General features: G+C 55.4%; 10 protein-coding genes. 4 read left to right on the forward strand and 6 right to left on the reverse strand.

Annotated elements, in window-relative coordinates; translation table 11 throughout:
* Nucleotides 1-33: 33 nt before the first annotated feature.
* The 4 genes from hemF to RHK62_RS08725 all read left to right on the forward strand — a co-directional run bounded on the left by hemF (nt 34) and on the right by RHK62_RS08725 (nt 4,891).
* On the forward strand, nt 34-1,050 hold the full coding sequence (hemF, locus tag RHK62_RS08710) for an oxygen-dependent coproporphyrinogen oxidase (protein WP_302677950.1): 1,017 nt from the start codon (nt 34-36) through the stop codon (nt 1,048-1,050).
* Nucleotides 1,051-2,385 carry a cytochrome c biogenesis protein gene (locus tag RHK62_RS08715; protein WP_310438292.1) on the forward strand — a complete coding sequence of 445 codons (1,335 nt, stop codon included), beginning with the start codon at nt 1,051-1,053 and terminating at the stop codon, nt 2,383-2,385. It abuts the gene before it with no gap.
* A gap of 74 nt (nt 2,386-2,459) precedes the next feature.
* Complete coding sequence (locus tag RHK62_RS08720; protein ID WP_206199632.1) at nt 2,460-2,654, forward strand: heavy-metal-associated domain-containing protein; 195 nt, start codon at nt 2,460-2,462, stop codon at nt 2,652-2,654.
* The gene (locus tag RHK62_RS08725) at nt 2,651-4,891 is read left to right on the forward strand and encodes a heavy metal translocating P-type ATPase (RefSeq protein ID WP_310453585.1); all 2,241 of its coding nucleotides are present in this window, start codon (nt 2,651-2,653) and stop codon (nt 4,889-4,891) included. The genes RHK62_RS08720 and RHK62_RS08725 overlap by 4 nt, the downstream gene beginning before the upstream one ends.
* A gap of 10 nt (nt 4,892-4,901) precedes the next feature.
* Here the strand turns inward: RHK62_RS08725 and RHK62_RS08730 are convergent, their stop codons facing one another.
* The 6 genes from RHK62_RS08730 to RHK62_RS08755 form a co-directional block, all read right to left on the reverse strand.
* Nucleotides 4,902-5,519, reverse strand: coding sequence for a prepilin-type N-terminal cleavage/methylation domain-containing protein (locus RHK62_RS08730; protein WP_310453586.1), 618 nt, complete (start codon nt 5,517-5,519; stop codon nt 4,902-4,904).
* A gap of 32 nt (nt 5,520-5,551) precedes the next feature.
* Nucleotides 5,552-6,136: a type II secretion system protein gene (locus RHK62_RS08735; RefSeq protein ID WP_310453587.1), complete on the reverse strand. Its 585-nt coding sequence runs from the start codon at nt 6,134-6,136 to the stop codon at nt 5,552-5,554.
* A 32-nt stretch (nt 6,137-6,168) separates the two neighbouring features.
* The gene (locus RHK62_RS08740) at nt 6,169-7,221 is read right to left on the reverse strand and encodes a type II secretion system protein (RefSeq protein ID WP_310453588.1); all 1,053 of its coding nucleotides are present in this window, start codon (nt 7,219-7,221) and stop codon (nt 6,169-6,171) included.
* A 31-nt stretch (nt 7,222-7,252) separates the two neighbouring features.
* Nucleotides 7,253-7,924 (reverse strand): hypothetical protein, encoded by a 672-nt coding sequence (locus tag RHK62_RS08745; protein ID WP_206199637.1) that lies wholly within the window; start codon nt 7,922-7,924, stop codon nt 7,253-7,255.
* Nucleotides 7,925-7,941: 17 nt separating this feature from the next.
* On the reverse strand, nt 7,942-13,110 hold the full coding sequence (gene hpsA / locus RHK62_RS08750) for a hormogonium polysaccharide biosynthesis protein HpsA (RefSeq protein ID WP_310453589.1): 5,169 nt from the start codon (nt 13,108-13,110) through the stop codon (nt 7,942-7,944).
* Nucleotides 13,111-13,327: 217 nt separating this feature from the next.
* On the reverse strand, nt 13,328-13,736 hold a 409-nt coding region (locus RHK62_RS08755), incomplete at its 5' end, for a DUF4351 domain-containing protein (RefSeq protein WP_310453590.1).

Here is a 13,736-nt window from a genome sequence, read left to right on the forward strand (position 1 = left end):
TGAAGACCGTTTATTAGGATTTCGATATTTACTATGACTGTTGCCACTTCTGCTACCCCTGCTGTGCCCAGCGACTCGCGTCAACGGGCAGCGACTTTTTTGAAAGACCTCCAGGATCAGATTTGTCAGGCTCTAGAGGCAGCCGATGGCGGTGCCCAGTTTCAAGAGGACAGTTGGCAACGTCCCGAAGGGGGCGGTGGTCGCTCGCGGGTGATGAAAAATGGTCAGCTCTTAGAGCAGGGGGGCGTTAATTTCTCAGAGGTGTGGGGGGAGCAATTGCCGCCCTCAATCTTGGCGCAGCGGCCAGAGGCAGCGGGTCATGGCTTCTATGCCACGGGTACCTCCATGGTGCTCCATCCCCGCAATCCCTATGTGCCAACGGTGCATTTGAACTACCGCTACTTTGAAGCAGGTCCTGTGTGGTGGTTTGGCGGTGGCGCAGATTTGACCCCCTACTACCCCTTTGCTGAGGATGCGAAACACTTTCATCAGGTGCATAAGGCTGCCTGCGATCGCCACCACAGCGAGTACTACCCTGTGTTCAAACGCTGGTGTGATGAATACTTCTACCTCAAGCATCGTGGCGAGACCCGTGGCGTGGGCGGCATTTTCTTTGACTACCAAGATGGCAGCGATCGCGAGCTTTACCGCGGCCCTGATCCCCATGGCGAAGCTGCTCGCTACAGTCAAAAGGTCGGTTCCATCGGCAATCGTTCGTGGGAAGACCTGTTTGCCTTTATTCAAAGCTGTGGCCAAGCCTTTCTAGAAGCCTACCTACCGATTGTGGAACGGCGGCGTCACCTCGAGTATGGCGATCGCCAGCGGCAATTTCAGCTCTATCGGCGCGGCCGCTATGTGGAATTCAACCTAGTCTATGACCGCGGCACCATCTTCGGCCTACAAACCAATGGCCGCACCGAGTCTATTTTGATGTCTCTGCCCCCCCTTGTCCGCTGGGAATACGGCTATACCCCGGAACCCAACAGCCGCGAAGCGGAACTGTACACCACCTTTCTCAAGCCCCAAGACTGGGTGAATTGGCCAAGCTAAATGAGGATCAGTGCCCCTGTGTTGCGCCGTGTGCTTGCCCTCCTAGGTGATCTGCGCCTAGCGATTCTCCTGCTGCTGGTGATTGCGATCGCCAGTATCGCTGGCACTGTGATTGAGCAGGGGCAATCCCTCAGCTTCTACCAAGAAAACTATCCCGCAGACCCTGCCCTGTTTGGTTTTCTCAGTTGGCGGGTGCTGCTAGCCCTAGGGCTAGATCATGTCTATCGCACCCCTTGGTATCTCACTCTGTTGGTGCTCTTTGGGGCGAGTTTAACGGCCTGTACCTTCACTCGGCAGGTGCCTGCCCTCACCACCGCCCAACGCTGGCAGTACTACTCCCAACCGCGTCAATTCACCAAACTGGCCCTGAGCACCACGATTTCCCAAGGCTCCCTCAAGGAACTGGCCGCTGCCTTGACTCAGAGAGGCTACCGCGTCTGGCAAACCGATAATCAACTCTATGCCCGCAAAGGCATTGTTGGTCGCATAGGCCCGATTGTGGTTCATGCCAGTATGATTCTGATTTTGCTGGGGGGGATTTTGGGGGCGCTGACGGGCTTTATGGCGCAGGAACTGATTCCCAGTGGTGAAACCTTTCATCTTCAGCACATTGTGCAGGCGGGGCCACTGGCGCGCATCCCCCAACACTGGTCGGTCAAGGTGAATCGCTTTTGGATTGATTACACTGATGCGGGTGACATTGACCAATTCTACTCGGATCTCTCGGTACTGGATGCCGACGGTCAGGAGGTGAAGCGGGGCACAATCCATGTCAACCAGCCCTTGAAGTATGGCGGGGTCACCCTCTATCAGGCGGACTGGAGTATTGCCGCCATTCGCTTTCGCCTGAACAACAGTCCCGTGCTGCAACTGCCAATGGCCCAGCTGGACACAGAAGGCAAAGGTCGTCTTTGGGGCACATGGCTGCCCACGAAACCGGATCTCTCGGAGGGGATTTCCCTGATTGCGCGGGATCTCCAAGGCACGGTGCTCATCTACAGCCCTAAGGGCGAGTTTCTCACCAGCTTGCGCACCGGCATGAGTACAGAGATTAACGGTGTGACGCTGACGTTGATTGAACTTGTGGGCAGTACAGGGCTACAAATTAAAGCCGATCCGGGGATTCCCCTGTTTTATGCGGGCTTTGCCCTGTTGATGGCGGGGGTGATCATGAGCTATGTGTCCCACTCCCAGGTGTGGGGGCTGCAGGAAACCGATCTCCTCTATGTGGGTGGCCGCACCAATCGCGCCCAGTTGGCCTTTGAGCAGGAATTGGTGGCGATCGCCAATGCCTTAAACCGCCAAGACCAGCCCCTAGCCGTTGAACAAAATTAGCCGGACTCCCCCTTGACTCTCTCGTTCACTGGAGACTTCACGATGAATCGCAGGAGTGTCAGGGGAAGATCACCATGGTTCTCAAGCTGCGCGTGCCCGACATGGCCTGTGGCGCCTGTCGTGATGCCATTATCCAAGCGATTCAAGCGGTTGACACCCGTGCGACTGTTACCGCCCATCTCGCAACCAAAGAGCTAGCCATTGAGACCCAAGCCGCAGCGGCAGACATCCGCAGTGCCATTCGCCAAGCCGGTTATACGCCCCAATGATCACCCAGCTCAGCTTCAAGGTGCAGGGGATGCAGTGCGCCGCTTGCGCCAATGTCGTTGAAACTGCCCTGCGATCGCTACCGGGCGTCAGGGACTGTGAAATTTATTTTGCCGCCGCTCAGGCCACGGTCACCTACGATCCCCAGCAAGTGACCTGGTCAGATCTACAGGGGGCGATCGCCAAAGCCGGCTATCACGCAGAGCGACTGCCTGAAGAAGGCTTGGTAACTGACACCGCCACCGCAGAATTGACCTATCGGGCTGAGCTGCACCGTCTCAAACGCCGACTCCTCTTTGCGGGTGGCGCCACCCTACTACTGCTAGTGGGGAATCTACCCATGATGACGGGCTGGCATCTCCCTTGGATCCCCCCATGGCTGCACCATCCTTGGGTACAACTGTTGCTGACAGCGCCAATTCAGTTTTGGAGTGGCGAATCCTTTTATGAGGGCGCCTGGCGGGCACTGCGCTATCGCACAGCAACGATGGACACCCTAGTGGCTCTGGGCACCAGTGTCGCCTTTTTCTACTCGCTCTTTGGGACGCTCTTTCCCCAAGCCTTCCATGGCCACATGCCAGAGGTCTATTACGAAGTCTCAGCCGTCGTCATTACCCTGATTCTCTTGGGACGCTTTCTCGAAAGTCGCGCCAAACGGGAAACTGCTGCCGCTATTGGCAAACTCCTCGCCCTGCAACCGAAAACGGCACGGGTGATTCGTAACGGGGAAGCCGTGGAGGTGCCCCTGATTGAAGTGCAAGTGGGGGATCGATTGCTGGTGCGTCCCGGCGAGAAAATTCCCGTGGATGGTGAGATTGTGGCTGGGGCTTCGACGGTGGATGAATCCATGGTGACCGGGGAGAGCCTAGCGGTGGAAAAACGCGAGGGGGATGAGGTCATTGGTGCCACCCTCAATCAAACGGGCAGCCTACAAATGCGTGCTACACGGGTGGGACAGCAAACCTTTTTGGCACAAATGATTCGACTGGTGCAGCAGGCCCAGGCCTCAAAAGCCCCCATTCAAAAACTGGCGGATCGCATCACGGCTTGGTTTGTACCGACGGTGCTGGCGATCGCTCTCCTGACGGGGCTGCTGTGGCTGACCATTGGCCGCAATCCCACCCTAGCCCTGTTGACCACCATTGGCGTTTTGATCATTGCCTGTCCCTGTGCCCTTGGCTTGGCCACCCCCACCTCAATCATGGTGGCCACCGGCAAAGCAGCGGAGTATGGCATTTTGATTAAAGATGCCCGCAGTCTCCAGCTGGCCGATCGGGTGCAAACTGTGGTTCTCGACAAAACAGGCACCCTCACCCAGGGCCATCCCAGCGTCACCGATTTTTATCCTCAGGCGGATGCCACAACCCTTTTGCGGCTGGCCGCCAGTGTGGAATGGCACTCGGAACATCCCTTGGCTGCCGCTGTGGTCGAGTATGCCCAAGGGCAGGGGGTATCGCCGCAAGCGGTTCGCGACTTTGTGGCCACGATTGGTCAAGGGGTACAGGGCATGGTTGAGGATCAATGGGTGCTCATTGGTACGCCAGCCTTTCTAGCAGGCCACAAGATTGACATCACCCCTTGGCAGCCTCAAGCTCAAACCCTTGCACAGCAGGGGAAAACGGTCATCTGGATAGCGGTGGATGCCCAAGTCAGGGGGCTGATCGCCCTTGCCGACACGCTGAAACCCGAAGCCCCAGCGGTAGTGGCTGCCCTGAAGCGCATGGGATTAGAGGTGATTCTCCTCACGGGCGATCAGGCCGTAACAGCTGCGGCCATTGCCCAGCAAGTGGGAATTGAGCATTACGTTGCCAGTGTCCGCCCCGATCAAAAGGCAGCGATCATTGCTGAACTGCAACGGCAAGGGAAGTGCGTGGCCATGGTGGGGGATGGCATTAATGATGCCCCGGCTCTCGCTCAAGCCGATGTGGGCATTGCTCTGGGCACGGGTACCGATGTAGCGATCGCCAGCAGTGACATCACCCTCATTGCCGGTCATCTTCAGGGCATTGTCATCGCCCTACAACTCAGCCGCGCCACCATCCAAAATATTCGCCAGAATCTCTTTTTCGCCTTCATCTATAATGTGGCTGGCATTCCCATTGCCGCTGGTATCCTTTACCCCCTGAGCGGCTGGCTCCTCAATCCCATGGTGGCCGGTGCAGCAATGGCCTTTAGTTCCTTCTCCGTGGTGATGAATGCTCTGCGCCTGCGCTCTTTTCGACGATCGTCGACATTCTAACCCCCTAAAATTACTCCGTTGTCTGAATTGGAAAATACTTGACTGGGTCATTAGAACCTTCTGGCTGATCTTCCCAACAATCCCCAGGGGGTGCTGCCGTTTTTCCCTCCTTCACCGAAGCACTCGTGACCCCAAAATCCCCCGGCTTCGCCCAGACACAGCCCGACACCCCCTTGCCTGCTGGATCAATGGCTTGGGCATGCACAGCGGCATACCACGGATTACCGCCACCATGGAGGATGCGGCCAGTATTTTCCTCCTTCACTTGGTCATAGGTGAGCGTCAAGGGATAGTAGCCATCCACCCTATAGCCCCCCCCTTGGGTGTTATAGAGACCCAGATAGGCAATTTTGGTGGCAAAAATTTTGTGGCGCACCCGGTAGGCCTCCTGGGCACGGTTAACTGCCCCCACCGCTGATTTGGCCCCCGCCAGTTGTGCCTTGAGCCGTTGATTCATCAGCGAAGGCAAGGCAATTAGGGCAATCACCCCTAAAATCACCATCACCACCAGCACCTCCGGAAACGTCAATCCGCCATTGGCTCCCCACCGCCGCCGCTCCTGCAGAAAAAACAGCAGCTTCAGATATACACTGTCCCTACCCCTGTCCCCATGTTCTGTCATAGCCATCTCTAACTCTTCAACACTGCTCTACCGACACCTTACTCACGATACACGCCACAGGATTGTCCCTGCTCAATGCGCATCCCCCCCAAAATGGTTGGTATTCGCACGCACTGGAGGTACTCGTCTTCATAGGCATAGATGCTAAAGGCAATCCGCCGGGGCGTCACCGGCGTGATCACCCGCCCCTGATGGTCAAAGGCCAACTCACACTGTTGGACTGCCGCCGATCGCGCCTGGGGCTGCCAGCATTCCAAAATTCGATTCCCCTCCCCCACCTCTGTGGAGTTAAAGTCAGTGGCGTACATGACCATCACCAACTGCTCATCGTCATCCACTAGGGGCTGCCACTGCCAGTCCCTCCTATCCCGGTTGACGGGATTGGTCGACCACTGCGGGCCAAAATCGGTATTGCGAAATGCCGCTATCCAAGGCAGCTTTTCCCTTTTGGCATTGGCCTGGGCAAGGCGCAGTACATTGCGGGCAGTATTCACAGCGGCGCGCACCCGTTGCCGTTGCAGCAGTGGAAACAGGGTCATGGTGCCAATGCCCACAAGAATGGCAATCAGGACAATGACCACCAGTATCTCGGTCATGGTGTAGCCCCGTTGGCGGCTGTTCATGGCTGCGGCGCTCCTTTTCCTTAGGCGGTTAGCTAAAAATTGGGAACTTTTCCTTGCACCGAACGGCTCAGCACCGTGGTGGTCAGCACGGGCCGATTTTGTATATCTTCTTCACGGATCCCCGGCAAGCCCTGGGGATTGCCCCGCAGATAAACAAAGGTGGCGGCATTAAAGCTTGAGCCGCGCTCTTGCACACAGGCAAAAAAGCCTGCCGGTGCCGGCGCATCACTGGTGTCTCGGGGAGTGCGAATTGTCCCCGTTGGGCAGTCTGGCCTTGGCATACTGGTGTCAGTATCAATAAAGTCTGTGACCACCGTCAAATCGGTGACCCGTAGATAGCCCTCAATGTTTTTGACAGGGCGACTAGATTGCAGATTGGCACCAGTTTGCACATCAATTGGCCAGCGGGCAAAGTTGGTCCTTCCTGTAGGGTCAACATACCCCTGGTTAATCCCCAGCCAGTCGTAGTTAGCATCACTAGCCCTCGCCGCTTCCTTATATTTGCGCAGTTGGTAGCGCACGAGTCGTGCCTGCCCCTGCCAATCCGATTCCGGTGACCAAAAGGACTGGCGAGCGGTATCAATGTAATACACCACCAAGGTATAACTGCGGCGGCCACTTCTCAGCTCTTGGCAGTGTGCTTTCGCATTTGCCTGATCTGTTGACCATACCCTTGAGCAATCCCGCGGCATGACGAATCGGGCATACCCCAGTTGGTTTTGGTAGTAGGGAAAGGGCTCCAAAATCCACATTGCCAACACCGGCCGCATGGTATTTGGAAAGTCGGGCAGGTAGTTTGTCAGGGGTTCAGAGCGGGAGGTATCGCCACAGGAGCCGCTGCCAGCTAAGCAGTTGCCGTTATAGACAAACACTGCCTGGGACAGATCCGTACTGATCACATCCAGCGTCGCCTTGAGGTCTTGGCGCAGCTGATTCAAAGCAGCCTCGCGGCTTTCGGTTTGGATCATGTCGATTAAAATTGAGCCTAAGGAGGCGGTGATCACCCCGGCAATGACCAAGGAAACCAGAATCTCGGTAATCGTAAAGCCCTTGGATCGCCGCCGCCACCAACCCAGCAGTTTCATTGCAACCTCTCCTCTTTGCGACAACAACACCTTATGAACCAGAACCTGAACCGCCATCTCCCTCCGGCACAGCCATCAGCGGCAGGGTGTTAGGAGCGTCACTGCGCAGCAGCACCGTTGTCAACACCGCCAAGGGCCGTCTTTCGGCACCCACAATGCTGCTGGTCATCATCACCGCTTCTGGCTCAATAGGGTCGGGGTTGCTCTCTGGCTCCATCGGCAAGGCTGCAGCGCTATAGACCCGCACCTGCACCGGGTAAGCCAAGACCCTGCGGGCAGTGTCGGTAATCAGGGTACCGCGATAGATTTGCACCCCAAAGCGGGCATTGTTCAGCTGCCGCTCGCAGGCCGTGGTGGCATTGTTGGGCAAGTTGCAGCTTGTCAGACTGGTGGGCGGGGCTTGCCTAGAGAGGACGGAGGGATTACTCACGGAGGCGCCAACAGTGCTTGCAGGAGGCAGCAGGCCACGGTCTTCGCGAATGTCGATGCCCTGCTCCATCATCACCCGCAGCCGATCCAACTCGCCACGGGCAATCTCTGTGGCTTGGTTAATGCGATCATTGCGCAAGCGGGTAGCCGCCACCAACAGCAGCGGTGCGGCCAACATGGCCACAGAGAGGTTCACCACCAGAATGGCAATCAAACACTCCACCAAGGTCAGCCCCCCATTGGCTGGCTGCAGCCGCTGCAATTGCCGAATCATCGAACTCACCTCCATCGTTAGGCAGGACAATTAGACACCGTTGGATCAACTCGTCCACTACCGTCAGGACGTTGGGCACAGCGTAGGCGTAGGATATAGGGATCGTCGGCACGCAGCTCAGTGTAGAATTCATTGCGTTGCCGCCCTGGGGTAATAAATCGCCGTGCCACTGGCCCTGCCGGTGCCAGCTGCAGACCCACGTCATAGCCCCAGCGTCGAGTCGGCGCTCCGTAGTACCGAATTAACTCATCAGATTGCGCTGGACAATTGAAGGCGGTGTTGACATCGCGGCAGCGAGGATCGTTGGGAATTTCCCACTGGTCTTGATCAAAAGGACCTGTGGCTTGGGTCGAGAAGTTGAGTTGAATAAAGGATCCCTGAATGGTAAGGTTACCCCATCCCTCCAGAAAACGCGGGAAGTTGTGCATGCCGCCATAGGATTGGGTCGGTCGCGAAGGCACAGTGCCACTGATGATTACCGCATTGACTTGGGTATCTTGCGCCCCATTCCGGGAACGGCTTTGGTCAAAACCGTAATAAGCATCGTAGGGTCTATTCGGGGTCGGAGGGTCCCCCGTGCCACTGGGATAGGCGGTCAACACGTCACCATTGCGAGCTACCCGCTGACCACTCCTATGATTGACGACCCAAGGCGTGCCATTGCGATCCACGTAAATCGGTGAACTGGGATCAAAGGGACTTTCCCGCAGCCAAACTGTATTGCTAGGTAAGTCGTCACTAGGACGGTTGGCATTCAAGAAAGAGGTGCGCAGGTTTGCATTGTTGGCACAGGTCAGGTAGATTTGGCCAAGATTGTTGCCGTTGTTAACCCGTGCGTCACTTCCAGTGTTTTGCACATAGTTTGTGGCGAGGTTTTCAGGGGAGTTGTTGCCAAGCCCTTGAATACCATCGTTGTAAGCCTGAGCAAAATAATCATTGGCAGAGCCATTGCAGAAATTGTCAGAGAGAATTGTCACCGCATCCCCGAGGATTTCTGCGGGTCGCCAAGTGTCGGAGTTAGGCCGAGCAAAGCGATTATCGAGCGTATCACGGCTATAGAAGTTGCTCCAGTTTGCGTCTAGGGTTGTGGTAAATTCCTCCAGATTGTTTGTTGTGCCGTTGGTACTGTGGAGGTTAAAGTTCCCCTGAATATACACGGGGTTATCGCTGATAAAGGAGAGACCAGCGATATTCTTCTCGGCAGGAATTCCTTGGCGGTCAAGGCGCCGGCCATTCCACAATCGAAAGCCATTGGGTCGCCGCATTGGATCCGCAAAGAAATCCACTGGTTTTGTCGAAATGCCGTTGGCGGCTCGGATGGGATCATGAGGATTGCTGGGATTAGTATTCATCCAGTTTTGACCTGTAATGGCAGGTCGGGCAATGCCATCTTCGCGCACTGCATCTTCCCGGAAGGCATAGACAATGCCCCCCATCGGCAGCCATGTATCCCCACCAATAGAAGTGCGCCGCAGCAGGTTAAGGTCAATATCCATTTCCCGCACCGCCATCTCTTCACGACCATTGAAGAGGGTGTTATCAAGGAAGGCCACGTTGTAGGCATTGCCGTCAAAGTCAATGATTTGATTCAGGCGGCTGGGATAGCGGATATTATTCACTAGAGTCCCAGTAGCTGGCTCGGTAGGGGTAAGGAAATTTGTTCGTGGGGTTGCTTTAATATCACCCGGAGTTACAGACGACCCCCCCGGCGGGGGCGGGTTGAAGATCTTCCGCAACGCTGGATATTTAATCACCGTATTAAAGGTACCGAGAGGCAGGTCACTGTCACCTTGGCGTTTGAGCACCACCAGTGTCGAGCCCGAAATAATGTCCTCCATACCCGTACCCGTACGTTCTGTGCCGCCAATGTAGCGTAGGGTTGCTGTCCCAGGAGTAAGTGGAGTAGGTGGAGTAGGAGGAGGATTGTCAATGACCTTAAAGACTCCCTCTACGCGATCAGAGGGACTGCGAATTGCCACAATGTCTCCAACTTGGAGTTGGGGCGGTGGCGTGGGCGGTGGCGTGGGCCCTAGCGTGTATGTGATTGTAACCTCGGTAGGGTTGCTTGGGTCATTGCTTGGGTTATTGGGAAACGGAACGGCAACGGTGATAGTACCAGTTTCCGAGGAGTTGTTAGGCGGACTAACAATCCAAGCAGAAGCTCCTGCTTGAATCGATCCTGTCGCATTACCTAGGACGCCTAGGTTTTTCAACGTTACTGTGAGGATTTTGCCACGGCCATCATCCTCGAACTTCTCCAGAATCATCCACCCCGCACCGGTGACATAGACAACTTTGCGCTTATCATCAGGGTCGCGCAGGTCAAAGTTATAGCTGGGGGCATCTTCAAGCTTGACACGAGGCACTGTATTGACAGTCACTATTTCACCGGGGTTCGGCATCTTAAACTCCTGGCCAATCACAAATCCTCGTTTCTCTTGCCCTAGGCAAAAAGCCTTCCGCAAGTTGCTATACTGAATAGGAATTCCACACGTGTACTCTTGTGGATTAAGGTCATATTTCACCTGCTCCGTGAGGGCAATTAAGCGGGCAAGACGGGCATTGACATCGTCATTAGTTTCTTGCAGCGGGCGCTCACTCCAGCGATCATTAGGGGGAGCATTAGGGATCAGGGCGGTGATGTAGGCATTGGCATCCAAATAGCCCCCGCGATAGCTCAATGGCTCAGCGCCGTTGCGCTTGACCTTGATGGCACCACTATCGAAAGTCACTTTGCCTTCGTTACGCAAATTGCCGATCGCCCCATCCAAATTGTTCATCGCCTGATTCAGATTACTCGGGTTGTCAATCAGCTCGGGGCTTGAGTATTCTGAATCGTGAAGCTTTTCAAGAATATCCACACTATGAGCCAGCATTCCCAACATACAGCCTGCGGTGTGGATTGTACTTTGATCGGCCAAGCTTAGAGCGCTCAAGCTGCCTCTTTGCTCTAGGAGTTGAAGCGCGCGGTCAAGGTTCGAGAAATTCCCAGCACGAGTCTTATCAGGATTGGGGTGAATTGTGGTTCCCCCTATTTCCTGTTTGGGCGGAAACGCCCCATCCACACCATCACTCGCATAGGCATAGTCCACGAGGTTCCGCATCGCTTTTCGCATCGGATCGTCGGGATTAAGAAGCCTGTTGAAATTAGGAGGCTGAAACTCCCAACCATTGGTGCCGCGCCCAGTAAAGAAGTCAAAGAAGCGGAAATTAGGGGACAAGCCTGGAATGCCATCGTACTGGTTGAACATGATGCTGCGCAGGGCAGTTTGCGGTGTGCCGTGGTGGTGAGTAGTCGCCAAGCAGGCGATCGGCTCATAGCCCCCTGTGTTTTGCCCCGGATAAGGCTCCGTAAACGGATCGGGAATAGTGGAGTCAACCGTTGTTCCCCTCGCTTTGTAGTGATAAATGGCTGTGGCCTGCACGGCTGCCAAATCATCCCGCAGCGTGCGGTGCTGATAAAACTCGTTGCGGCGGCTGTTATTAGCGGTATTACCCGCAGGTGGATCAAGAGGTGTGCCCAGTTCCAAGCGTTCTCCCACAATGATTCGTAGGCCTTCTTGGCGTGCCCGCCGCTCCCAGTAGCCATCCAGTCCCAAATCCTCCCGTTTATTTTGGCTGTCGGGGGGGGCAACATTACGAGTCAGCAGATCGCGCCCCTCAATCGGGTCGCCCACCTTAGCGCCTGGCGGAATTTGCCGCAGCGGATCAGAAGCAGGCATCTTGACGTCATACACGGGCTTAGGGCCATAGCGGTCATCAGCGCGGTACGTATCATCCACGTAGGGCTTAGGTTGGGTTTTATTGTCAAAGCGCCCCTGCTGCACATAAAACTGATTCGACCAGTTAGGATCCCGTACCGTCACATTGGTTGGATCACTCCCGCGCGCCCGACTGCGGTCTTCGGTCACAATAGCCACTGGGTTGAGAGCGACATTTGCAGGCACGAAATCATTCTTTACAGAGTCGCGGCTCGCGTTAAACCTGACCTTTGGAGCAAGTGGATTCGGCTCCTCAGTGGTGTAGGGGTCACTGGGCGGCTCAGTGGTGTAGGGGTCACTGGGCGGCTCGCGGTAAGAGTGAATCTCAACAGTTCCCGCATTGGTGTTGTTATCCCGCAAGCTCCCCGCCATAAATTGGCCTTGGAATTCAATCTCATTGGTTTCTGGGTTGCGGATTTCCGTTGCCGTAATCTCTGAAGCCGCGCGGGTATAAACACAGGACTTCGGCGCGCTAATCAGATAGGCGGTGAAACCAGTACCACCCGTCAAAAAGACACTCCCCTCGGTGTGCAGTGCCCCATTCCAGCGAAACACCGGCCCCGGAAAAATCTCCAAATCATTGCGGAACCATGCCCCCCATTTATTGCCCCGCTCCATTTGGCGTTCCTGCACAAACTCAATCGTCGACAGCGCCTGACCACCATTGCGGTTTTCATAAACAAAGGCATTAATTTGAAAGTTCTTGCGCAAAATAGCACTGCCCACTTCATCCCAGCCCACTTCCACCTGTTGGCCTGCGGCGCCGCCCAGCTCACTACACTGATTCCCCAGTTCAGTAATCCCCATTGGCCGACTGCGGGTGATCAATTGACCAGCTTTTTGCGCATCCGATTGATCGAGTTGCGCATTGCTCGGTCGCCGCATCAAGATCGAGTAGGCCACGATCGAGTCACTAGTGGGTTGAAACACCCAAGCATTATCCACCTGCCCATCGCCATTAATATCAATCCGCTGCTCGTCAGCCATCGTATAGGGGTCGGGGTTGCGGGGGGTCCCTAGCCGATTGCCAATAATCTGTTCAATGGTTTCTTCCCCCGGCACCCCATTCGGACGCAGCGGATCTTGGTTAAAGAAGTACTCTAGCTTGGCACGTGCCCTATCAATGGCCGGTGCAGTGGCATTCAAAACTTGGATGGTCTGCCGTTGCCCCCCCACCTCTGCGGTGCGATTCAGCGTGCGGATCATCAGTGCTGCCACCGTTAATGTCAGCACCACCAACACAATCACCGCCGTCGGCAACACAAACCCCCGGCGCCCAAACTGCAGTTGCCGCCCCCCTCTCCCTAGGGGTGCCAGCCGTCGCCGTATCCAGAGGCGCAGCTGGTAAAGCAAATGACGAATTGCTTGGGTCAATTTGCGATACTGCCGTTTTGAGAGGCCAAAGCGTCGGTCATTCTTTTTCATAGGGGCACCTAGTCAACGCACGGGAGCAGTAACCTACCACTAGTTATAGAGCGATCAATAGATCTGAAATAGGCTAGTAATTAGTATGGTTTTTCCTTGGTAAAAAATTTCAGCCTCCAGACAATTTTTCAAATTGTTGCGCACAGCAATCATACTTATTGCCACACGATCAAACACACAACTTAAATGTTCCAACTAGCGATTTATGATGCCTAGGCTAGGAAGAGCGATTTAGCCACGCAAACACTTCCTCTAGGGCAGTGAAGTCCAAGAGAGCCTCTGCCAATGCTTCGATTTGAGGGGGAGAGAGCTGGCGAATGCGCTCCTCAAGGCCAGCTGGTAACTCGCCAAACCGCCGTCTTAGGAGCCGCAAGACAACGAGGGTCTCTCCCTGCTGCAACCCTTCCTGCCGCCCTTCCTGTCGCCCTTCCTGTCGACCTTCTTCCCGTGCCTCAGCATAGACCTCTTCCCGTGCCTCAGCATAGACCTCTTCCCGTACCTCAGCATAGACCTCTTCCCGTACCTCAGCATAGACGTCCCGATAAAACCGCGTCCGCTTCAGTTCCTCAGTAGTAAACCCCAGCATGCGCAGCACCTCCTCGCGACTCAGCTCCGTAAACTTGTAC

It is taken from the genome of Thermosynechococcus sp. HY213, from assembly GCF_031460975.1.
Taxonomy (GTDB): domain Bacteria; phylum Cyanobacteriota; class Cyanobacteriia; order Thermosynechococcales; family Thermosynechococcaceae; genus Thermosynechococcus.